Origin of the sequence: Deinococcus koreensis (genome assembly GCF_002901445.1) — a bacterium.
In the GTDB taxonomy this organism is placed as follows: Bacteria; Deinococcota; Deinococci; order Deinococcales; family Deinococcaceae; genus Deinococcus; species Deinococcus koreensis.
This window is the reverse complement of sequence record NZ_PPPD01000001.1, coordinates 931,222-953,298: the sequence shown is the minus strand read 5'-3', so window position 1 is coordinate 953,298 and position 22,077 is coordinate 931,222. Positions and strand designations below refer to the sequence as shown.

At 65.5% G+C, this 22,077-nt stretch carries 22 protein-coding genes; 13 read left to right on the top strand and 9 right to left on the bottom strand.

What is annotated here, in order from left to right; translation table 11 throughout:
• Positions 1 to 33 precede the first annotated feature (33 nt).
• The 6 genes from purF (at position 34) to CVO96_RS20630 (ending at position 5,174) form a co-directional block, all read left to right on the top strand.
• Positions 34 to 1,452 carry an amidophosphoribosyltransferase gene (gene purF / locus CVO96_RS04505; protein WP_103310808.1) on the top strand — a complete coding sequence of 473 codons (1,419 nt, stop codon included), beginning with the start codon at positions 34 to 36 and terminating at the stop codon, positions 1,450 to 1,452.
• A gap of 38 nt (positions 1,453 to 1,490) precedes the next feature.
• Positions 1,491 to 1,766: a BrnT family toxin gene (locus CVO96_RS04500; protein ID WP_103310806.1), complete on the top strand. Its 276-nt coding sequence runs from the start codon at positions 1,491 to 1,493 to the stop codon at positions 1,764 to 1,766.
• Between the two features lie 3 nt (positions 1,767 to 1,769).
• On the top strand, positions 1,770 to 2,126 hold the full coding sequence (locus tag CVO96_RS21380) for a hypothetical protein (RefSeq protein WP_165795204.1): 357 nt from the start codon (positions 1,770 to 1,772) through the stop codon (positions 2,124 to 2,126).
• 387 nt (positions 2,127 to 2,513) lie between these two features.
• Positions 2,514 to 3,308 (top strand): nucleotidyltransferase family protein, encoded by a 795-nt coding sequence (locus CVO96_RS20690; RefSeq protein WP_133161739.1) that lies wholly within the window; start codon positions 2,514 to 2,516, stop codon positions 3,306 to 3,308.
• Positions 3,305 to 4,915, top strand: a complete 1,611-nt coding sequence (locus tag CVO96_RS04490) for a DUF262 domain-containing protein (protein WP_103313296.1) — start codon at positions 3,305 to 3,307, stop codon at positions 4,913 to 4,915. Before CVO96_RS20690 ends, CVO96_RS04490 begins: the two co-directional genes overlap by 4 nt.
• A gap of 157 nt (positions 4,916 to 5,072) precedes the next feature.
• A complete protein-coding gene (locus tag CVO96_RS20630) occupies positions 5,073 to 5,174 on the top strand; it encodes a DUF2196 domain-containing protein (RefSeq protein ID WP_112778688.1) in 102 nt (33 codons plus the stop codon).
• A 12-nt stretch (positions 5,175 to 5,186) separates the two neighbouring features.
• Here CVO96_RS20630 and CVO96_RS04485 read toward each other — a convergent pair whose 3' ends face one another.
• On the bottom strand, positions 5,187 to 6,524 hold the full coding sequence (locus CVO96_RS04485) for a cytochrome P450 (RefSeq protein WP_133161738.1): 1,338 nt from the start codon (positions 6,522 to 6,524) through the stop codon (positions 5,187 to 5,189).
• A gap of 303 nt (positions 6,525 to 6,827) precedes the next feature.
• On the opposite strand from CVO96_RS04485, the gene CVO96_RS04480 reads away from it, so the two are divergent.
• The 3 genes from CVO96_RS04480 (at position 6,828) to CVO96_RS04470 (ending at position 8,542) form a co-directional block, all read left to right on the top strand.
• Positions 6,828 to 7,019, top strand: a complete 192-nt coding sequence (locus CVO96_RS04480; RefSeq protein WP_103310800.1) for a hypothetical protein — start codon at positions 6,828 to 6,830, stop codon at positions 7,017 to 7,019.
• 265 nt (positions 7,020 to 7,284) lie between these two features.
• The gene (locus CVO96_RS04475; protein WP_103310798.1) at positions 7,285 to 8,109 is read left to right on the top strand and encodes a hypothetical protein; all 825 of its coding nucleotides are present in this window, start codon (positions 7,285 to 7,287) and stop codon (positions 8,107 to 8,109) included.
• 73 nt (positions 8,110 to 8,182) lie between these two features.
• Positions 8,183 to 8,542 carry a hypothetical protein gene (locus tag CVO96_RS04470; RefSeq protein ID WP_133161737.1) on the top strand — a complete coding sequence of 120 codons (360 nt, stop codon included), beginning with the start codon at positions 8,183 to 8,185 and terminating at the stop codon, positions 8,540 to 8,542.
• Between the two features lie 76 nt (positions 8,543 to 8,618).
• Here CVO96_RS04470 and CVO96_RS04465 read toward each other — a convergent pair whose 3' ends face one another.
• Complete coding sequence (locus CVO96_RS04465) at positions 8,619 to 8,861, bottom strand: hypothetical protein (protein WP_103310794.1); 243 nt, start codon at positions 8,859 to 8,861, stop codon at positions 8,619 to 8,621.
• Between the two features lie 149 nt (positions 8,862 to 9,010).
• On the bottom strand, positions 9,011 to 9,886 hold the full coding sequence (locus CVO96_RS04460; protein WP_103310791.1) for an SMP-30/gluconolactonase/LRE family protein: 876 nt from the start codon (positions 9,884 to 9,886) through the stop codon (positions 9,011 to 9,013).
• 246 nt (positions 9,887 to 10,132) lie between these two features.
• Here CVO96_RS04460 and CVO96_RS04455 point away from each other — a divergent pair, with 246 nt between their 5' ends.
• The 4 genes from CVO96_RS04455 to CVO96_RS04440 all read left to right on the top strand — a co-directional run bounded on the left by CVO96_RS04455 (position 10,133) and on the right by CVO96_RS04440 (position 16,097).
• Positions 10,133 to 12,994 carry a 2-oxoglutarate dehydrogenase E1 component gene (locus CVO96_RS04455; RefSeq protein WP_165795203.1) on the top strand — a complete coding sequence of 954 codons (2,862 nt, stop codon included), beginning with the start codon at positions 10,133 to 10,135 and terminating at the stop codon, positions 12,992 to 12,994.
• A 102-nt stretch (positions 12,995 to 13,096) separates the two neighbouring features.
• Positions 13,097 to 14,005, top strand: coding sequence for a PfkB family carbohydrate kinase (locus CVO96_RS04450; RefSeq protein ID WP_165795202.1), 909 nt, complete (start codon positions 13,097 to 13,099; stop codon positions 14,003 to 14,005).
• 216 nt (positions 14,006 to 14,221) lie between these two features.
• On the top strand, positions 14,222 to 15,484 hold the full coding sequence (gene odhB, locus CVO96_RS04445; RefSeq protein ID WP_103310783.1) for a 2-oxoglutarate dehydrogenase complex dihydrolipoyllysine-residue succinyltransferase: 1,263 nt from the start codon (positions 14,222 to 14,224) through the stop codon (positions 15,482 to 15,484).
• 127 nt (positions 15,485 to 15,611) lie between these two features.
• The gene (locus CVO96_RS04440; protein WP_103310780.1) at positions 15,612 to 16,097 is read left to right on the top strand and encodes a hypothetical protein; all 486 of its coding nucleotides are present in this window, start codon (positions 15,612 to 15,614) and stop codon (positions 16,095 to 16,097) included.
• 115 nt (positions 16,098 to 16,212) lie between these two features.
• Here the strand turns inward: CVO96_RS04440 and CVO96_RS04435 are convergent, their stop codons facing one another.
• From CVO96_RS04435 to CVO96_RS04410, 6 genes are all read right to left on the bottom strand, one after another.
• Entirely contained in the window at positions 16,213 to 17,055 is an 843-nt protein-coding gene (locus CVO96_RS04435) for an ATP-binding cassette domain-containing protein (protein WP_103310777.1), read from the bottom strand.
• Positions 17,052 to 18,032, bottom strand: a complete 981-nt coding sequence (locus tag CVO96_RS04430) for an ABC transporter permease (RefSeq protein ID WP_103310774.1) — start codon at positions 18,030 to 18,032, stop codon at positions 17,052 to 17,054. The genes CVO96_RS04435 and CVO96_RS04430 overlap by 4 nt, the downstream gene beginning before the upstream one ends.
• 272 nt (positions 18,033 to 18,304) lie before the next feature.
• On the bottom strand, positions 18,305 to 19,315 hold the full coding sequence (locus CVO96_RS04425; RefSeq protein ID WP_103310771.1) for a sugar ABC transporter substrate-binding protein: 1,011 nt from the start codon (positions 19,313 to 19,315) through the stop codon (positions 18,305 to 18,307).
• Between the two features lie 11 nt (positions 19,316 to 19,326).
• Positions 19,327 to 20,391: a LacI family DNA-binding transcriptional regulator gene (locus CVO96_RS04420; RefSeq protein ID WP_103310769.1), complete on the bottom strand. Its 1,065-nt coding sequence runs from the start codon at positions 20,389 to 20,391 to the stop codon at positions 19,327 to 19,329.
• Positions 20,392 to 20,747: 356 nt separating this feature from the next.
• On the bottom strand, positions 20,748 to 21,182 hold the full coding sequence (gene sufU / locus CVO96_RS04415) for a Fe-S cluster assembly sulfur transfer protein SufU (protein ID WP_103310766.1): 435 nt from the start codon (positions 21,180 to 21,182) through the stop codon (positions 20,748 to 20,750).
• A gap of 205 nt (positions 21,183 to 21,387) precedes the next feature.
• Complete coding sequence (locus CVO96_RS04410; protein ID WP_103310763.1) at positions 21,388 to 22,047, bottom strand: hypothetical protein; 660 nt, start codon at positions 22,045 to 22,047, stop codon at positions 21,388 to 21,390.
• Positions 22,048 to 22,077: the final 30 nt, after the last annotated feature.

Sequence of the window (22,077 nt, the reverse complement as noted above, 5' to 3'; positions counted from 1 at the left end):
GCTCCCTAGCTCAGCGTCCCACCGGAGCCACCCATGATCTTTGACCCCGCCACCGATAAACCCCGCGACGAGTGCGGCGTGTTCGGCATGTATTCGCCGGAGCCGGCCGACCTGGCGTGGTTCACCTACCTGGGCCTGTTCGCCCTGCAGCACCGGGGCCAGGAGGCGGCGGGCATGTGCGTCAGCGACGGCGAGAAGTTCCATGTCGAGAAGGATCTGGGGCTGGTCACGCAGGTGTTCGACGAGCGGCGGCTGGACGCCGTGCGCCTCGCCAACGCCCGCGTGAGCATCGGGCACGTGCGCTACTCCACCACCGGCTCCAACCTGCGCTTCAACGCGCAGCCGCTGACCACGCGCACCAACAAGGGCATCCTGGGGCTGGCGCACAACGGCAACTTCGTGAACGCGCGGGAAGTGCGCAACGCCATGCTGATGGAAGGGGCGCTGTTCGCCACCACCAACGACAGTGAAGTGATGCTGAACCTGATCGCCCGCGAGAGCCACCTCGACCTGATCGAGGCGACCGCCGCCGCCATGCAGCAGCTCAAGGGCGGCTACGCCTGTGTGCTGATGAGCCGCACCCAGCTCCTGGGCTTCCGCGACCCGCACGGCGTCCGGCCCCTGGTGATCGGGCAGCGGGAAGACGGGGCGTATGTGATCGCCTCCGAGCCCTGCGCGCTGTTCACGGTCGGCGCCCGGCTGATCCGCGACGTGCAGCCCGGCGAACTCGTCTGGGTCGACCGCGACGGCCTGCACTCGCTGATGGTCGAACCCAAGGCCCCGACCCCCTGCGCCTTCGAGTGGATCTACTTCGCCCGCTCCGACTCCGAGCTGGACGGCGTGGACACCCACGAGAGCCGCGTCCGCATGGGCATCCAGCTCGCCAAAGAGCACCCGGTCGAGGCCGATGTGGTCGTGCCGGTGCCCGACAGCGGGATCGGCGCCGCGATTGGGTACGCGCGGCAGAGCGGGATTCCCTTCGATTACGGCCTGTACAAGAACCCCTACGCGGGCCGCACCTTTATCGCCCCCACGCAGGAGGCGCGCGAGCTGAAGGTCAAGATGAAGCTCTCGCCCACCTCCGCCGTGCGCGGCAAGCGGGTGATCCTGGTCGATGACAGCATTGTGCGGGGCACCACCAGTTCGCAGATCGTGAACCTGCTGCGCGAGGCGGGCGCCACGGAAGTCCATTTCCGGGTGTCCAGCCCGCCAATCAAGCACCCCTGCTTCTACGGCATCGACACCGCCGCCCGCAAGGAACTGGTCGCCAGCACGCATTCTATCGAGGAAATCCGGCAGCTGATCGGCGCCGACAGCCTCAGCTTCATTTCCGAGGGGGGCATCCGCGAGGCCGTGAACGGCAAAGGCTTATGCCTGGCGTGTTTCAACGGGGAATACCCGGCCGGGACGCCGCTGCTGAACGACGTGGATAAGCTGGCGTTAGAAGTGTAGAGGAACGACATACAATCGTATACACTGAATCTCAGCCGATGGACTTCGACTGGGATTTTGCCAACATGGAGCATATCGCCCGTCACAAGGTCGAGCCCGACGAGGCGGAGGAAGCGGCACGCGATCCCGATGCCCTCCCCATGCACACGATCCACCGAGGGCCACAGGGCCAGCCCCGCTATGGCCTGCTCGGCACGACCGAGAGCGGACGCCTGCTCTACATCGTCCTCGAACAGAGGCTCGGCCGGGCTCGCGTCGTCACCGCCCGCCCCGCCACTGCGGAAGAACGCCAGCAATACGACACCGAGGAGTGAACCATGACCGCCACTAAGCCCCTGATCGTGATCAACAGTCCAGAGGACATCCCGGAGAACATGACCACCGAGGAAGCCGCCGAATTCTGGGATACGCACTCCGCTGGCCCCGCCCTGTGGGAGGCTGGAAAGAATGACCCGGAAGCGTGGGCGTTCCTGGAAAAACTGGCCCCCCGCCGACGCCCCCGGCAGCCGCGTCAGCCCAAGGCCACGCATGTCACGACACTGCGCCTGGACGGGGATATCGAGAAGCGCCTGAAGCATATTGCTGAGTTGAAGAAAATCCCGTACCAGACGTTGCTCAAGCAGTTTGTGGATGAACGGCTGTATGAGGAAGAGAAGCGAATGGGCCTGATCTGAACGTTTGTGATGTCTGAGATAGGCAAGTGGCACTTGCTCGTCTTGGTAACAATTTGGGAGGATTCGAGCACTCGTTAGATTCGGCATGCTCGCTGTCAAGTGACATTGAGATTGGGTATGATTTCCGCAAATATGCTGACACCGGGGGGTTGTGTCTGGCATTATGTAAATGAGTTTCCGGGTGGGTGACACCGTTTCAGTAGGTATACAACACTGGTGTGATGGAAATGAGGAGATTGGTATGCTCATTACTAAGTTTAAAACTGAATTTGGACTGACTACTTTCTGGACAGCTTACGTAGGCTTACCTGTTATTCCTCTTCACTTCTTGAAAGGGAATCGATGACAGGTGAATGGAATAGTAGATTTAACATTCCGCAATCTCATTTGATCTGGACGCGAGAGTATCTTGGGATCGACTATGAAGATCCCGAGTTGGAGCGCTTCCATAGTAGATTTGAGAGGACTATTGACCACTTCTCGAAATCTGATCCGTTGATATTTGGCTTAAGGGAAAAGATTATTGAATGGGATTCTGAGTATAGGCAGAGCAACAGGGTTGGATTATTAATGACCGGAGGAGACGATGGACTGGCTTCTCATGATCTCATATACCCTGTTAAAGTAAAATCAATCGAATCAATCATTAACAAGGCATATAGGATAAATAAGATTCTTGAGGATGATCCAAGCATCAGAGATTTTCAACCAATCATCCCCAATCAATGGATGAATCAAGTGACAGATATATGTCGCGGTACAATTGTTTGCCGTTATATTGATGGGCCTTTATATTTGGGCAGTAGAATCTGCGAGTATTTGAAATCGTTGGGATGCTATAGCAATCTGGTTGCTGTGGCGAAGGATAGGGGGTACTATGCATATCATATTGAGTTTACTTTCCCAATTGATGTTGTGAACTATAGAGCTGGGGAGGCAACCAGAGAGGATATTAGGTTTGAAATGCAGATCACTACACAACTCCAACAAGTTTTATATAGCTTGACGCATCCATATTATGAAATGTTGCGTGTTGGTAGAGTAATGGAGGCAGAGAATTGGCAATGGGAATATGATTCGGTGAAATTTAAGTCTGCCTATCTTAGTCATACATTACATCTACTTGAAAGCCTCATTTTAGAAGTGAGGGACAGTGACTATTTTAAAGGAGAGCGAAGATGATTTCTACAGCGCCAACACCTGAGGTCATTTACATCCCTACTCTGTTCCGCAGAGTAGCAGAAGGTGAAGTTCGGATACCAGCCTTTCAAAGAAATTTTGTGTGGAAGGCGGAGCAGGTTATTGAGTTATTGCGCAGCATATATAAGGGTTTTCCCATAGGTAGCCTTCTTTTTTGGCGAACTGAACATGTAAGGTTCGCCGAAATGGATCGATCGGATACTCCATTACCGGGCAAAAACTCATCTACCAGAGTCTTATACGTATTGGATGGGATGCAGCGGTTATCCTCTTTATACGGTGTCTTCCACTTTGATCAAGTGAATCAAAATAAATATCCCGAATTCGACGTTGCTTTTGACTTAAATTCAGAGGATTTTATAAATATTTCTGGCTTAGACAGCTCTCAAATTCCCGTCAATGCCATACACCTTTACAATATTTTTAATCCAAGAAAAATGCTCTCTGAGCAGAATAAAATTGTTGTAGCGGAAAATAGCGATCACTTGTTCGATAACCTATTTAAATTACAAACGGCGTTTCAAGAGTACCTGATTCCTACTGTCACCATCGTTAACGAAGTTGTAGAGGAGGTAGCCGAAATATTCGAGAGGATTAATAATACAGGTGTGCGATTATCTTCAGTGGATTTCGTAAGAGCTCTGACTTGGAGTAATGATTTTGATTTGGCAGACGAAATCAACGGAATTAAAGATGGGATTAGAGTTACTGGATTTGACATAGATGATGAAGCGATTATGAAATCAATTGCTATGGCAGCAGGTAAGAATCCAAACATAGAGGACATGCTGTCAATGCGGTTTATAAATCGGCAGACCCTCTTGGGGTATGTTAATGACGCTGAAAGGGCTATAAGTCGTACGGTAGATTATTTGAAGCAATATTACAGAATGGGATCGTATGATTTCATTCCTTATGAGGGACAGTTTTTGTATCTTGTTAAAGCTTTTATCCTGCAGCCGAATCCTAGTAAAAAATTGTTGGATGCTTTATGGAGTTGGTATTGGACAATCAGTCTAAATGAGGGACTTAGAGGCAAACCCGATTCATACATAACTAACTATCTTGCGAAACTGCAGATAGCTATATCAACCTCAGATTTTGGAATTTCAAAAGAGTATATCAAATTCAATGGTACTGAACTCAGGGATAGAAAGTTAATTTCAGGAGCAGCTCTATCGTCTGCAGTGTACAATCTCTTTGCTATAAATGGGGCTAGGAGCTTGACTACTGGAGAACTGATTGATCCAGAAGAATATATGAATAAGTTTGAGGGCAAAAATTTCGCTTCTATTGTAGACGTCTCAAAAATAAGGAGGTTAGCGAATAGACAATCATCGTCACAAAAAGCCTTGACTAATCTCATCCTAGTAACAAATGACGAAGCAAGGGAGATACAGAGGGGCAATCTTGTGCCTAAGGAATTAATTGAAGATCTGAGTCAAAGTTCAAGTGGAAGATCTATACTTAAATCACAATTTATTGATCAAGGTCTGATTGAGCATACGGATAGACCTCCATTATTTATCCTGCATAGATCATTCTATATGAGGGATGCATTTTTGAAAGTGCTTAAATTGAAGGATTAGTATAATTTGCTAATGCAAAATTGATGTGTACATTTCATTTGAATACACTACGCATTTCACAATTCTAAACCTCAAATTTTCAAGGATCACGATTAAAGTTGAAACATGGAGATGTTTTGAAGTAGTTTGATTGGTGTTTGCTCAAGTTATAAAGATAATGCTGACAAGCACACCGCGGTTGGCTTTACACGGAATCAAGGTGCGGCTGACCACCGGGGAGGTCGGGCGGGTGCAGGCGGTCGTCGGCGCACAGGACTGACCCCATCCTGGCTCAGCGGGGGCGCACGTCCATCTTCAGGCCTTGGCGAGGGCGCAGGCTCACGGCGGGTTCCAGGCGCAGCGGCCCGGCCATCCGGAAGGTGAAGCGCTGGAACAGCACCGCCAGCACCGTGGCCGCCTCCAGCCGCGCGAAATCCCGGCCGATACAGATGCGCCCGCCGCCGCCGAAGGGGAAATAGGCGTACTTGGGCAGACGGCTTTCCAGGTCGCCCAGCCAGCGCTCGGGCTCGAAGCTCTCGGGGCGCGTAAAAAAGCGCGGGTCGCGGTGCGTGACCCAGTGGTTGATCCAGAACAGTGTGCCGGGGGGCGCCGTGAAGCCGCCGATCTGCACGCTCTCGCGGGCCTCGCGCTGGGTGCTCCAGGCGGCCGGGTACAGGCGCAGGGTCTCCTTGATCACGGCGTCCAGATACGGAAGCTGCCGCAGCTCGGCCAGCTCGGGGGCGCGGCCCGCCAGCACGCCCGAGAGTTCGGCGTCCAGGGCGGCGGCCTGGGCGGGATGCTGGGACAGCATGGCCAGGGCGAAGCTCAGGGTGCTGGCGGTGGTGTCGTGCCCGGCCAGCAGGATGTTCTTCACCTCGTCGAGCAGCTGCTGGTCGCTCATGCCCTGGCCGTCGTCGTCGCGGGCCGACATCAGCATGTCCAGCAGGTCGTCGCGGCTGCCGGGGTTTCCCTCGGCGCGGCGCTCCTCGATGATGGCGCGCATCACCTCGTCCAGCCCTGCGGCGCCCCGGCCGAAGAGGCGCCGGGCCGGGGTGGGCAGCGCGGCGGGCAGCGGGTTGCCCAGGTCGCGCTGGAAGCCGCGCAGCGCCATGTCCAGACTCCGGGAGATGGCGTCCACGCGCCCGCTGCCCTCCGGCACGCCCATCACGCTGCGCATCACGATCCGCATGGTCAGGGCCGAGAGGTCGGCGTTCACGTCGCGCACGCCGCCGGCCTGCCACTGCCCGGCCAGCTCGTGCGCCTGCTGCTGCATCACGCTCAGGTAGCCCTGCACGCGGGCCGAGTGGAAGGCGGGCTGGGCCAGGCGCCGCTGCCGCAGCCAGAAGTCGCCCTCCGAGATCAGCAGGCCGCGCCCCAGCAGGCGGGTCAGCAGGGGGTTGCGCCACAGGCCCTTGTCGAAGGCGCGCCCGGTGTGCAGGTGCAGCGTCTCGATATCGCGGGGGTGGCCCACCACCCAGATTTCGCGCGGCCCCAGTCTCACGCGCGCCACGTCGCCGTACTGCCGGGTCACCTGGGTCATGAAGCCCAGCACGTCGCGCATGACCGGCAGGGCGTGGCCCAGCAGCGGCGGGGCGGGCGGCATCGGCGGCAGGGCGGTGGGGGCAGTCACGCCCTCCACTCTAGAGCGGGCGGGCTCGGGGGGCGCTGGGCGGTGCCCGTCCGGCCTCCGGGGGGGTCGTCCGCGAGGCGGCGCTTTGCGGAGAAGAGGGCCCGGCCGCGTCCAGACGCGGGGCCCCCACCAGCCCCGGCGGGACGGCCGGGCCCTTCTCAGGCACTGTTGCGCTCGCCGTTACGAAGCGTTCAGCGGGGCTTCATAGCGTGCCCGGAGGTACTTTTGCGCCCTGGCCCGCAGTGTGTCATGCCCGCAGGGTTCAGCGTCCGCACCCGCGGGCCAGACCACAAGGAGCATGCCATGAAACTTCACAACATCCTGTATCTGCTCGGTTTCGGTTCCATCATCCTCAGCGCCAGCCAGTACTTCCAGAGCGACTCCTCCAGCAAGGAGCGCGACGGCCTGTTCGTGGGCCATTGGGCGCCCACCTTCTTCATCCTGGGCAAGATCCTGGAAGACAAGGAAGTCGCCAAGCGCGGCATCACCGAGTAAGCACGGCTTCACGACACCGGGGCGGCCTGCGGGCTGGCCCCGCTTTTTGGTAGGGCACATGGGCTCCGCTTCGGGGTTCAGGCCCCTGCACCGGACGCCGCCGCTTGACCCGACCAGCTCCACCCCGGCGGGGTGCTCGTGCTGTCCGACTGTGCCGTAAACAACTTCTGAGCGCGGCCTCCCTGGTATCCTGGCCCCTCGTCTACAGGCTGTCGTGGCCGGATCGGGGCCCACCGGCGACGGTGCACGGCCCGCAGGAGGCAGCATGAGGGGGAAGGGAAACGAGCAGCTCACGTCGGCCATCTCCTATGGTCTGGTGGCCGTGTTCAGCGTGCTGGTGGTGTGTGGGGCCAGCCTGCGCGACCAGTTCCAGCGGCCCGCCGCTCCTGCCGCCCAGGCGGCTCCGGCCGCGCCGGTTCCCGGAGAGCCCCTGCCCTCGCGGCCGCAGGTGGTCAGCGAGGCCGTGGTGCCCCGGGCCCCCCAGGGCGCCGCGCCGGTGGTGGCCCGCGCCACGGTCGAGGGGTCGGACGTCACGACCGGCGCCCTGCCGGCGATTCCCGGCGCCGGGGCCACCGGGCAGCCGGAGCCGGCCGCTGCGGCCCCCAGCCCGGCGAAGCCCCGCCTCGCGGCTCCTTCTGAGCCCCCGGTCATTCCAGCGCGGCCCCTGGCCCCTCCCTCTCCGGCACCCGCCACCGACGCTTCAGGCAGCGCGACCCCGGCCACCAGCAGTCCGGCCGACGCCGCGCTGGGGCGGGCCCGGCTGCTCACCCGCCGCCTCTACGACGGCCGGCTGCAGGACGTCTGGGCGGCCTTCTCGCCCAAGGTGCGGGCCGAGTGGGGTTCGTATCAGAAGTTCGCGGCCTTCCGCGCCGGGGGGCGCGAGGCCTACGGAGCCGAGACGGGCGTCCTGAACGAACAGCTGACCCGCAGCGGCGGCGTGACCTACTACACCCGCACCGCCACCTTCGAACGCGGCCCCAGCGACGGCTGGACGGTCATCCTGGGCCTGGATTCGGCCGGGCAGGTGCAGGAGTTCGGCATCGTGGGCGCGGCCCTGCTGCCCCAGCGGCTGCGGGAACTGTCGCAGTAGCCCGGCCCCCCGGCATGAGGCGGCTTAAGCGGCGCCTCACCCACGCCAGGGAGTCGCCGTGACAGGCTGACCCATGCAGACAATTCGGAGTGGATGGAGGGCGGCGGCGCTGGTGGCCGGCCTGCTGGGCGTGGGCCTCTCGGGAACGGCGTCGGCGGACGGCATGCCGCGCCCGGGGGCGCAGGGCGCGGCGGCGGGGCCGGTCACCGGGCGGGCGACCTTCGTGTGCCGGGGCGGGGTGCGCGTGCAGGTCACACTGATGACCGGCGCGGCCCGCGTGGCGTTCGCCGGACAGACCCGCACGCTCTCGCTGGTGGAGGGCTCGACCTACCGCAACTCGCAGGTCACGTGGTTCACCCAGGACGCGGGCACGGCGGCCATGAAGAACAACCTGACCGGCCGCCTGCAGCTCAGCGGCTGCCGCTCCGTCTAGGTTCGGGGCAGCAGGAAGGGCCACGGCGCGGTCTCGCCCGTGGCCCTTCCTCTGGTGCCGGATTCAGCTCAGACGTTCAGGGACGCGGGGCGCGGCCGCGCGGCAGGCTCAGGCCCAGGCCCAGCAGGAAGGCCCCCACCAGCGAGAGGCCGTAGGTGATCAGCACGTTGTTGAGCGGGCTGGGAAAGTTGGTGCTGCGGTTGGCGTTGGCGACCGCGTGGAGCTGGTTGATGTCGATCACGTCTTTGCCCAGCATGATCGCTGAGACGATGATCACGATGACGCCCACCAGCAGCAGGAGACGGGACAGGATTCTCATGCCCCGATCTTAAGGGTTGGGAGGCGGGCGGTGGCGGGGGCGGCCTTGGTGTTTTGCCTTGGATACGGCGCTTTGCCCTGGAATTCAGGATCGCCTCCCCGCCCCCGTGGCTCCGGCTCCAGCGCTGGGCGCCGGGTCGACTTGGCCCCTCAGCCGCCGGCCTGCCCCTGCACGGTCGTCTCGATCTTCCACAGCTCGTGGATGGCGGTCATGAACAGGGTGGTGCCCCCCGGGCCGCCGAAACACAGGTTGCTGACTTTCTGGGGCAGCCCGATCCGGCCCAGTTCCTCGCCCCCGGCGCTCAGGACATGCACGCCGTCTCCGGCGCTGCTCCAGATGCGCCCCTCCGTATCCAGGCGCAGGCCGTCGGTCTTGCCGGGATCGACCGTGAACCACACGCGCTCGTACTCGGCCTTGCCGTCCGGCGCTATCCGGTAGGCGTGGGTCTGCGAGTCGCCGGTGTCGGCCAGCAGAAGCCGCTCGGCGGAGGCGAAGCGCAGCCCGTTGGGCTTGACCCGGTCGCGGATCGGGGCCGAGAGCGTGCCGTCCGGGGCGAGGCGGAACACCCAGTTGCCGGCCAGCTCACGCGCGCCGCCGTAGCTCTCGGCGGGGTTGTCCAGGCCGTAGGGGGGATCGCTGAACCACAGCGAGCCGTCGGGGTGCAGGGCCACGTCGTTGGGTGAGTTCAGGCGCTGGCCCTTGAAGGCGTCGGCCAGGATCGTCCACAGGCCGTCCTCGCCCTGGCGCAGCAGGGCGCGCAGGCCCTGCGAGCAGGCGATCAGGCGGCCCTGGGCGTCCAGGCAGTGGCCGTTCTGGTGGTGGCTGGGAAAGGTCTCCTGCTCCAGCCGGCCCGCGTCCGTCCAGCGCCAGGTGCGGTTCTGCCGCACGTCGCTGAAGATCATCGCCCCACGCGAGGGCACGTACACCGGCCCCTCGGACCAGGTGAAGCCGTCCGCGAGTTTTTCAGGCGTGGCCCCCGCAGGGAACAGATCGAAAAAACGGGGATGGGTCGCGCTCAGGGTCATGCCCCTATGCTGCGCCCTGCCGGGCCGCCGGGGGTGAGGCCCATCCAGGCCGGGCACAGGGTACAGACCTGAGACTCTGGACAGCGCCCCGTCGCCTCCCCCGGCAGCCCGGCCCCTTCAGCCCAGAGCCCATAGCTCACAGCCCATAGCTCATAGCCCACATCCCCTCAGGGTGATACGCCCCGGGGGACAAAGCGGCGCGCGGTGCCATTGCCGTGACAGCCGGGCGCTATGCTGGGGGGCGTTATGACGGTTTCTCAGACGATCATGTCAGGTGCGAACGCGGCCTTCATCGAGGGCCTGTACGAAGCGTACCTGGCTGACCCTCAGAGCGTAGACGCCGGGTGGCGCGCCTACTTCGATCAGGTGCGGGGAGGCGCGCCCGAGACGGCGCATTCGCCCATTCAGCGGGCCTTCTACGACCTGGGCCAGACGCGCCGGGGCGCCGCGGCGCCGGCAGGCGGGGCCGCCCAGGGCATGAGCGGCGCCCAGCAGGCGGCGGGCGCGCTGATCACCTCGTACCGCGTGTACGGCCACATCAGCGCCCGCAGTAATCCGCTGCGGATGCGCGGGCTGCCGGTGGTGCCCGAGCTGACCCCCGAGTTCTACGGCCTCACCGAGGCCGACCTGCAGGAGCACGTCAGGGACGGCCCCTTCGAGGGCCCGCTGCGCGAGGTGATCGCCCAGCTGCAGGAGACCTACTGCGGCACCATCGGCTTCGAATACAACTATCTGCCCGCGAACGAGCGCCAGTGGTTCCAGGCGCGCATCGAGCAGGGGCGTGGGCAGGGCCGCCACGACCTCACCCCCGGCGAACGCCGCCGCCTGATGCAGAAGCTCACGGCCGCCGAGGGGCTGGAACTCTACCTGCGCAACAAGTACCCCGGCGTCAAGCGTTTCGGCCTGGAGGGCGGCGAGAGCTTCATCCCGCTGGTCGACCGGATCATCCAGCAGGCCGGGCGCGCGGGCGTGAAGGAAGTCGTGCTGGGCATGGCCCACCGCGGGAGACTCAACACCCTGGTCAACATCTTCGGCAAGAAGCCCAGCGACCTCTTCGACGAGTTCGACGGCAAGAAGAAGATCAGCGACGACCCTGACGTGGCCGGCGACGTGAAGTACCACATGGGCTTTTCCAGCGACGTGCGGACGCCCGGCGGCGCCATGCACCTGGCGATGGCCTTCAACCCCAGCCACCTGGAGATCGTCTCGCCGGTGGTGCACGGCTCGGTGCGCGCCCGCCAGGATCGCCGGGGCGACACCGAGCGCCGCACCGTGCTGCCCATCACGGTGCACGGCGACGCGGCGGTAAGCGGGCAGGGCGTGGTCATGGAGACCCTGAACCTCTCGCGCCTGCGCGGCTTCGCCACGGGCGGCGCGGTTCGCATCGTGATCAACAACCAGATCGGCTTCACGATCTCCGACCCGCGCGACACCCGCTCCTCGCGCTACTGCACCGACATCGCCAAGGTCGCCAACGCGCCCGTGCTGCACGTCAACGGCGACGACCCCGAGGCCGTGGCCTTCTGCGGCGACCTCGCTGTGGCCTACCGCCAGGAGTTCGGCAAGGACGTCTTCATCGACCTGATCGGCTTCCGCCGCAACGGCCACAACGAGGGCGACGAGCCGCGCATGACCCAGCCCATCATGTACCGCGAGATCGACCAGCACCCCGGCGCGCGGGCCATCTACGCGAAGGCTCTCGAGGAGTCCGGCGTGCTCGCCCCGGGCGAGGGCGACGCGCTGGTGGCGAAGTTCCGCGATCAGCTCGACGCCGGCGAGTCGGTGGTCGAGGAGATGGAAAACCTCGCCCAGAGCGCCCTGGCGGTCGACTGGAAGAGCTACACCGACACCCACTGGGACAGGGACGGGGTCTCGACCGCCGTGCCCGTGGAGAAGCTGACCGAACTGGGCCTGAAGCTGGCCGCCGTGCCGGAGGGCTTCAAGGTGCACCGCACCATCGAGCGCACCGTCATAGGGCCCCGCGAGGCGATGGCCCGCGGCGAGCAGCCGCTCGACTGGGGCATGGGTGAGATGCTGGCCTACGCCTCGCTGCTGGATGAGGGCTACGGCGTGCGGCTGGTGGGTCAGGACTCGGGGCGCGGCACCTTCGTGCACCGCCACGCGGTATTGCACGATCAGAACGCCGCCGACCCGCTGAACGAGGAATACATGGCGCTGGCCCACCTGCGTGAAGGCCAGGGCCGCGTGGAGGTCGTCGATTCCACGCTCTCCGAGGAAGCGGTGCTGGCCTTCGAGTACGGCTACTCGACCTCCGAGCCCAAGGGCCTGGTCGCCTGGGAAGCGCAGTTCGGCGACTTCGCCAACGGCGCGCAGGCGGTCGTGGATCAGTTCCTCTCGGCGGGCGAGAGCAAGTGGCAGCGCCTGAGCGGGCTGGTCATGCTGCTGCCGCACGGCTACGAGGGCGCCGGCCCCGAGCACTCCAGCGCGAGGCTGGAGCGCTACCTGCAGCTGTGCGCGCAGAAGAACATGCAGGTCGTGGTGCCCAGCTCCTCGGCGCAGATCTTCCACCTGCTGCGCCGTCAGGTCTTGCGCCCCTACCGCAAGCCGCTGATCGTGATGACGCCCAAGAGCCTGCTGCGCAACAAGCAGGCCATGAGCCCCCTGAACGAACTGTCGGGCGGCCGCTTCCAGGAGGTCATCGGCGATCCCGAGGTGCAGAAGGCCCGCCGCGTGGTCATCTCCTCGGGCAAGCTGCACTGGGAACTCGCCGAGGCCCGCGACGCCGACCGCGACGGGTACGCCGGCACCGCCCTGATCCGCCTGGAGCAGCTCTACCCCTTCCCGGCCGACGCCCTGAGCGCCGAGCTGGCCGCCCACCCCGGCGCGCAGGTCGTGTGGGCGCAGGAGGAGCCCCAGAACCAGGGCGCCTGGCTGATGATCTGGGAAGACCTGGAACGCGTGCTCGCCCCGGGGCAGACCCTGAGCAGCGCCACGCGCGCCCGCAGCGCCTCCACCGCCACCGGCTACGCCTCGGTGCACGCCCGCGAGCAGGCCGCCGTGATCGCCACCGCGCTGGGCGAACCGGTGCAGAAGGAAGTGATTCAGGAGCAGAAGGAACTGGCCCAGACCGCGCAGCAGGACGGCTGAGGGCAGGACGGTTAAGAAAGAGAGTCGGGCGACGGGCCGGGGAGGGATCTCCGGCCCGCTCCCTTTGGGCAAGCAGGGGCGACTGCTTCTAGACTGGGGGGCGTGACCCCCAAATCCGGAACCGTGATCGTGCTGGGCAGCCTGAATCTGGACGTACTGCTGCGCGTGCCCCACCTGCCGCGGGCCGGCGAGACCATGCATTCGCGCGGGCTGGACTTCGTGCCCGGCGGCAAGGGGGCCAATCAGGCGGCGGCCTGCTCGGCGCTGGGCACCCGCACCCGCATGATCGGCGCGGTGGGCGCCGACGACGGCGGCACGCTGCTCCGGGCGGCCCTGCGGGAACGCGGGGTGGAGGTCTCCGGTGTCCGAACCATCCCGGACAGCGCCAGCGGGCAGGCCTACATCCACGTCGCCCCGGACGGCGAGAACACCATCACCCTGCACGGCGGCGCGAACCAGGCGCTGGGCGAGGCTGAGCTGGGCGCACTGGACGCGGCGCTGGCCGGTTCTCGCGTGCTCCTGCTGCAGCTGGAAGTGCCGCTGCAGGTGAACCTCCAGGCGGCGCAGCGGGCGCGGGCTGCGGGCGTCACCGTGATCCTCGACCCGGCCCCGGCGGTGCCCGAGCTGCCGCGTGAGTTCCTGGCCTGCGTGGATGTCCTCACCCCCAACGAGCACGAGGCGCAGACCCTGACCGGCGAGGCCGACCCGCTGGCGGGCGCTCGGGCGCTCCGGCGGCTGGGGGTGCCCGCCGTGATCGTCAAACGCGGCTCGCAGAGCACGCTGCTGCTTCAGGGCGACCGGGTGCAGGAGTTCCCGGTGTCGGCCGTGCAGGTCGTCAGCACCGTCGCGGCGGGGGACACCTTCAACGGGGCGCTGGCGAGCGCTCTGGCTGCCGGGCAGTCGTTGCTGGAGGCGACGGCGTTCGCGGTACAGGCGGCGAGCCTGCGCGTGTCACGGCCGCCGGGGTACGGGCATCTGCCGACAGGGGCGGAGGTGGGGGGCAGTTGCTGAGTCTTGTCCTCCTGTCCAATTGGATGAACGTTGTGCTGGAAAGGATTTTCCTGGCTCCCTTCGAGGGGGGCTGGCTGCGAAGCAGACTGGCTGGCACAGCTCCGGGAGAGAGGGGTCGCCCACAGCCCAAGCGCTCAGGGCAACCCCCCAACCCTGCCTCAATCCCTTCCGTCCCCACGGCAGTTGCGCCGTGCGCGGGGTATAACTGAGGGCGTTATGGCGGACATCAGAGTTCCAGTATTCAGCGAGTCGGTCAGCGAGGGCACCCTGCTGACCTGGCATAAGAAGCCCGGCGAGGCGGTCAAGCGCGGCGACCTGCTGGCCGAGATCGAGACCGACAAGGTGGTGCTGGAAATCCAGGCCCAGCAGGACGGCGTGCTGCAGGGCGTGCTCAAGAACGAGGGCGACACCGTGCTCAGCGAGGAAGTGCTGGGCACTATGGGTGAGGCGGGCGCGGCCGCTCCGGCGGAAGCGCCGGCCGCCGCGTCTGTCCCACAGGCGGCGGCGCCCGCACCCGCCAACGAGGCCACGCGCCGCGACGACCTCTCGCCCGCGGTCCGCAAGATCGTGGCCGAGCAGAACCTCGACCCGGCGCAGATTCCCGCGACCGGGCCACGCGGCAACATCACCAAGGACGACGCGGTGGTGGCGGCCCAGGGCGGCCTGACCTACCAGGGGCCGCAGTCGGCCGCCGAGCCCGCGAGCATGAAGGCGGCCCAGACTCCGGCAGCCCAGACTCCGGCCGCCCAGGTGCCAGTGCCGGCCATCCCCTCCGGCCCGCGCACCGAGCAGCGCGTCCCCATGACGCGCATCCGCGCCCGCATCGCCGAACGCCTCAAGGAAGTGCAGAACACCGCCGCGCTGCTCACCACCTTCAACGAGGTGAACATGAAGCCGGCGATGGATCTTCGCAAGAAGTACCAGGATCAGTTCGTGGCCAAGCACGGCGTGAAACTGGGCTTCATGAGCCTGTTCGTGCGCGCCGCGACCGAGGCCCTGAAAGCCTTCCCGGTTGTGAACGCTTCCGTGGACGGCAAGGACATCATCTACCACGGCTACTACGACATCGGCATCGCGGTCGCCTCCGAGCGCGGCCTGGTCGTGCCGATCCTGCGCGACACCGAACAGATGAGTCTGGCGGGCATCGAGAAGGGCATCGCGGACTTCGCCGTGAAGGCCAAGGGCGGCAAGCTGACCATGGAGGACATGTCGGGCGGCACCTTCTCCATCACCAACGGCGGCACCTTCGGCTCCATGATGAGCACCCCGATCATCAACGCCCCGCAGAGCGCCATCCTCGGGATGCACAACATCATCGAGCGGCCCATCGCCCAGAATGGTCAGGTCGTGATCGCCCCGATGATGTACCTGGCCCTCAGCTACGACCACCGCATCATCGACGGCAAGGAAGCGGTGCAGTTCCTCGTGATGATCAAGAACCTGCTGGAAGACCCGGCCCGGATGCTGCTGGAACTGTAAGAGACGGTGATAGGTGATGGAGGATGGGTGATGGAAAGAGATGTTTGACCATCACCCATCCTCTTTCCTCCATACCCATCCTTCCCCCGTCAGGATTCTGCCAGAGCGCCCCCGCTACGCTGCTCCCATGACTGCGTTGCAGGGGCGCCTGGGAGGCTTCACGGCCGGACTGGACTTGACGGCCGAGTGGGACGGCCAGAGTTTGCGGGGCCGGATCGGCAGCTTCACGGCCGGGCAGAACTTCGTGCTGGGGCTGGGCCAGGGGGTTCTGGAGGGCCGGGTCGGCGGCTTCACCCAGGGCTTCGACCTGCGCGCCGAGGTCGTGGGCGGCGAACTGCGCCTCCACCTGGGCGGCTACACGGATGGGCTGGACGCCGTGCTGTCGTTCACGCCGGAGGGCGCCACGGGCCGCTACGGGGGCTTCACCGACGGCCTGGACATCGCCCTGAAGCACTACGCGGGCGAGGTGCGCGGGCGTTTCGGCTCCTTCACGCAGGGCACGGATCTCCGCATGGATCTGGGCGACGCGCCGCTGCCGCTGGGGGCCATCCTGGCCGTGAGCGCCTTCAAGCTCTGGCGCGAGCAGGAACAGCTGAGCCCGGCCCGGCGCTGAACACCCGCCCTCCCACGCGCCGCGCCTCTGGACGTTCCTCCGGGGCGCGGTGTTTATGGGGTGCACCAACGAAACGCCCTCCCCGGCCCGTGGGGAGGGCGTCCGCATCCCGCCCTCAGCCCGCCAGCATGTCGGGGCTCAGGTCCTCGGGGCGGAGGGCGCCGGTCATCACGGACACGGTGTCGGCCATCGAGATGACCTTCGGGTTCAGGATGGCGGCCCGCCGGCCCATGCGGTGCACGTGGATGCGGTCGGCGACCTCGAACACGTGGGGCATGTTGTGAGAGATCAGGATCACCGGCAGGCCCTTGTCGCGCACCTGACGGATCAGGTCGAGCACCATGTTGCCCTCGCGCACGCCCAGCGCGGCGGTGGGTTCGTCCATGATCACCACGTGCCGCGCGAAGGCCGCGCTTCTGGCCACCGCCACGCCCTGCCGCTGCCCGCCCGAGAGGGTTTCCACCGGCTGGCTCATGCTCTTGATGGCGAACTGCAGGCCCTGCATGTGGCGGGTGGCCTCCTCCAGCATCTTCTTCCTGTCGATCAGCTTGAGCAGTTTGGCGACCGGGCCGGGGCGCAGGATCTCGCGGCCCAGGAACAGGTTCTCGGCGATCGTCATGGCGGGCGCCACCGCCAGATCCTGATACACCGTTTCTATCCCCTCGCGCCGCGCGTCGATGGGGGAGCGGAAGGCCACCGGGCGGCCCTCCAGGAAGATCTGGCCCTCGTCGGGCGTGACCGCGCCGGAGAGCGCCTTGATGAGACTGCTCTTGCCCGCGCCGTTGTCGCCGATCACGGCCATGATCTCGCCGGGCCGCAGCTCGAAGTCGGCGCCGTTCATGGCCACGACCTGCCCGTAGCGCTTGACGAGGCCGCGCGCTTCCATCACCAGGGGCCGGCTGCCGGGAGCGGCGGCGCTGCCCGGACTGCTGCCCGGACTGCTGAACGGGGCGCTCATGATCTCCTCCGCGAGAACTGATCGGTGGCCACGGCCAGGATGATCAGGATGCCGGTGATCAGGTTCTGGTACACGCTGTCCAGGCCCATCAGGGTCAGGCCGGAGCGGAACACGCCCACGATCAGGGCGCCGATCAGGGTGCCCAGCACGTTGCCGCGCCCGCCGAACAGGCTGGTGCCGCCGATCACCACGGCCGTGATGCTTTCCAGGTTCTCGGTCTGGCCCGCCTCGGGCGAGGCGCCGCCGATGCGTTCCAGCAGCAGCAGGGCGGCCACGCCGTACAGCAGGCCGGCGAAGGTGTACACGCTGAGCAGCAGGCGGTTGTTGTTGATGCCGCTCAGGCGCACGGCCTCGGGGTTGTTGCCCAGCGCGTAGATGTGCCGGCCCGGCGCGGTGTAGTTCAGGTACAGCCAGGTCAGGAGGAACAGCAGCAGCATCAGCAGCGAGCCGTACGAGAAGCGCGTACCGAACAGCTCGAAGCGCTGCGCCAGGAAGGTCAGGCCGTCGGGCGGCATGGGCACGGAGGTGGCCCGGGAGTAGATCCGCACCGCCGCGAACACGATCGAATACATCCCCAGCGTCACGATGAAGGGCGGCAGTTTCCAGCGGGTGATCAGCAGGCCGTTGAGCCAGCCGACGAAGGCCCCGACCGCGAAGCCGGCCAGGATCGCCAGGCCCACCGGCAGGCCCTGCTCGACGGCCAGTTTGCCGATCACCATGCTCGACAGCGCCATGATCATGCCGCAGCTCAGGTCGATCCCGGCGGTCAGGATGATCAATGTCTGCCCGATGGCGATCACGCCCACAAAGGACGCCTGCTGCAGGATCAGGGAAAAGGTGTTCAGGGTCAGGAAGCGGTCGGACTGCGTGGCGAAGAAGATGCAGGCGACCAGCAGCGCGATCAGCGGCCCCAGCGTGCTGAAGTTGGGCAGGTGGAAGGAACGCTTGGCCGGCGGCGCGGTGCTCGGTTGGGTCATGGTTCATCTCCGGAAGGTGGCGCGCAGGACTCGGAGGGAGGCCAGGGGCCGCCTGGGGATGCGGCTCAGGGAGTGTGCGGGACGTTGAACAGTGGGGGTTGATCCAGCATGACACTTCGTGGGCTGGCGGCGGCATGGTGGGGCACAGATGTGGTCGGATCCGGGCGCGCCCAGGTGTGGCGAGAGCTACGGCGCACGGCGGGGAGGCCGTGTTCCGTAGCTCGGGTCAGGACGTTCAGGCGTGCTCAGGGCCGCCGGTCAGACCGTGACGCTTACTCGCCCCAGCAGTTGGCGAGGCCGAACTTGCCGTCGTTGCTCTTCACGCCGGCGATGGCCTTGTTGGTGATCAGGGCGACGCCGGTATCGACGTAGCCCGACGCCTTCTTGCCGGTCTTGGCGTAGTTCACGCCCGCCGCGACGCCCATGGAGGCCATCTTCAGGGGGTACTGCTGGCTGGTGGCGCCGATCACGCCGGCCTGCACGTTGCGCACACCCGCGCAGCCACCGTCGACCGAGACGATCAGCACGTCCTTTTCCTTGCCCGCGGCCTTCAGGGCCTGGTAGGCGCCCGCCGCGGCGGGTTCGTTGATGGTGTACACCACGTTGATGTCCGGGTTCTTCTGCAGGCAGTTCTCCATGGCGGTCTGGCCCTTGGCCTGGTCGCCGAAGGAGTCCTGGGCGCACACGACGCTGGTGTTCACGAGATCCGGGCTCTTGCTCGTCACGCCCTTGACCCCGAAGCCCTCCAGGAAGCCGTTGTGGCGGGCGATGCCGACCGGGTGGCCGGGGAACAGGTCGAGGGTGGCGATCACGGCCTTCTTGCTGCCCATGCTGGCCTTGGCCCATTTCCCGATCAATATGCCGGCCTGGTAGTTGTTGGTGGCGAACAGCGCGTCCACGGCCGAAGCCGGCTCGGTGGGGGAGTCCAGCGCGATGACCATCACGCCGGCGGCGCGGGCCTTGGCGATGGCGGGCACGATGGCCTTGGAGTCGCTGGGCGTGATCAGGATGGTCTTGGCGCCGGCCGCGACCATGTTCTCGATGGCGGTGACCTGCCCGGCGTTGTCGCCGTCCTGCTTGCCGGCGGCCGTCATCAGCTTGGCGCCCAGGCGGGTCGCTTCCTTCTGCGCGCCTTCCTTCATCTTCACGAAGAAGGGGTTGGTCTCGGTCTTGGTGATCAGCCCGATGATGGGCTGGTTGGCCTGGGCCACGGCGCTGGTCACGATGGCGGCGGCGCTCAGGGCGAGGACGGCGGTGGCCAGAACCATCTTGTTTTTCTGCATGGTGGGACTCCTTAGGGGCGAAGGGGCGAAGGGCCAGGGGGCGGACGGTGTGGACGCCGATCGGGCGATGGATCCGGGGGTGGGCCGGTCGAGTGGCGGATCACGAGTTCGGTGGGCAGCTGGACGTGGGTGGGTGGGGCGGGGCGGGCCTGACCCAGCAGCCCGATCAGGTGCTCGCAGGCCAGCCGGCCCAATTCGTAGGCGGGCTGGGCGATCACGGTCAGGGGCGGCGACATGGTCTGGGCCCAGCGCGAATCGTCGAAGCCCACGATGCTCAGGTCGGCCGGGATCCTCAGGCCCAGTTCCCTGACGGCCAGCACGGCCCCGACCGTCATCTCGTTGTTGCCCACGAACAGCGCGCTGGGCCGCTGGGGCGCCGGCAGACTCAGGAGCTGGTGGGCGGCGCGGTAGCCGTCGTCCTCACGGTGGTTGCCGGGCACCACGAGCGCGTCGTCGGAGGGCACGCCAGCCTCCTCCAGCGCCGTGCGGAAGCCCTGGCGGCGTTCCACGGCGGTGCTGATGTCCTGCTGCCCCACGATCATGCCGATACAGCGGTGTCCGAGTTCCAGCAGGTGCCGGGTCGCGGCGTGCGCGCCGCCCACGTTGTCGACCGTGATGGTCGTGGAGCCGGGGTTGCCGCTGACCCGGTCGAGTTCGACCACGGGCAGCTCGGGCAGGGTGCTGAGGTGCTCGCGCGTGCCGCTGGTGGGCACCACGATCAGGCCCTGGGGCAGGTGGCCGCGCAGGGTGTCGATGGCCCGGCGCTCCTTCTCGGGTTCCTCGTCGGAGTTGAACAGGAAGACCGTGTAGCCGTGCTGGTCGGCGCTGTCCTGCGCGCCCTTGGCGAGCGTGGCGTGGAAGGGGTTGAGGATGTCTGCCACGATCAGGCCGATGGTGCGCGTCTCCCGTTGCCGCAGGCTGCGGGCCAGCACGTTGGGCTGGTACCCCAGTTCCCGGGCCGCCTGCAGCACCCGCTCCCGCGTGCCCGGCGCCACCATGTCCGGCCGGCTCAGCGCGCGTGAAGCGGTGGCCGTGGACACGTGGGCGAGGTGGGCGACATCCTGGATACTGGCCATGGGCAGGGGTGTACCTCGGGACGAGATTGCGGGCCGCGCCGACTCTCCCCGCAGCCGGGGACGGCGTTGCAAACGATTACATTCAGATAGGGCCAGTGTGCGCCGTGTCCGGAAAATTGTCAAGTGGTCAGTTGCCAGGGGGGCAGCAGAGCCCGCTGCTCCAGTGGCGGCCCCAGTCACTGCCCCATTGGCGGCCACATTGGCTGCCGCAGTGTCGGGCTGGCCCGGCTCGGCCCCCTTCAGGACGATGCCGGGCAGACGGTCACAGCCGCGAAGTCCGGCGGGTACAGGCCGGGAGATGGATCGACCTGCGGGGGTGTCCATACATCAACGCTATTCCAGACGAATTGGGCCGTTCAGGGCTGGGTGTCGGTGGGAGACGACAGCAGCACGTCCAGCGTCTGCCAGGGCAGCGTGGCGCACTTCACGCGGGTGTGCAGGGTATGGACACCCTGCAGCGCCATCAGGTCGCCCAGCGCCGCGTCCGCCTCGCCGGTGCGGATCATCTGCGTGAAGGCCTGGGCGGTCTCGCGCGCCTGGGCCACCGTCCGGCCCCGCAGCGCCACCGTCATGAGGCTGGCGCTGGCGACCGAAATGGCGCAGCCCGTCGCGGTGGCATGCACGTCCCGGATCGTGTCGCCCTCCAGCTGGAGCTGGAGCCGGAGCCCATCGCCGCAGCTGGGGTTGTGGCCCTCCCCGGTATGCGTGGCTCCGGGCAGCTCGCCGGCATTGCGGGGCTTCCGGGAATGCTCCATGATCACCTGCTTGTACATGGCCTGCAGCGCGCTCACCGCAGCCTCCCACCGGCCGGCCAGGGAACGGGGGTCGGCCTGGAAGCGCAGCGGCGCACGGGGCGGGGGGCGGCGTCTGTCGTCATCGGGGTTCCCCGGTATGGTACGCCCTGGGCTCCGGGGCTGCCACCTGCCACTGTCCACCATGACCAGCGCCCGGCTCCACTGTTCGGGGAGCCGGGCGCTGATCGCGCTCTGAGCAGGCTTACTTGAAGTTGCTGAGGGTCACGCTGGAATCGCCAAGGGTGAACGACAGGTGGCAGCCGGCCAGGGCGTCGCTGTCGGCGCTGATCTGGGCGCTGGCGCTGGCGTCGTTCTGCCCGCCGGTGGTCAGGATGTCGATGGCCCGGTCGGTCGTGGCGGCGTTCGCGCTGACGCTCACCGAGTTGGCGGCCAGCGAGTAGGTGGTGCCGCCAGCGCCCACGCCGGTTCGGGTGGCCTTGACCGTCAGGTTCGGGGCGCCGCTCAGCGTGGCCGCGCCCGCCTTGTCGCCCGAATTCCAGAGCGAGGCGCTGAAGGTCTTCAGGGTCACGGTGAAGGTGTCGGGGGCCACGCATGGCCCCACTACGGCGGCCTTAGAGAACGCGACCTTGAGGCTCACGGCGCGCGGCCGGATGCCGAAGGGCACGTCGTCGGGGTACTTGATGTCGGCGAAGGACTGCGGGGGAAGGGCGGCGCTGGTGTCGTACTGGATGTCGCCCACCACGGTCTGAATCCTCATGGCGCTGGCGGTGCTCAGGGTGGCGCCCGTCAGGTTGCCCGGGTTGGAGACCGTCTGGGGGGGCACGAACGCGCCGACGACCTGCCCGCAGCCCGCGAGCAGGGGAAGGGCCAGCCCGATCAGGGCGGTGTTCTTGATGTTCATCTCGTCTCCTCGTGCGGTCTCACCATTGGC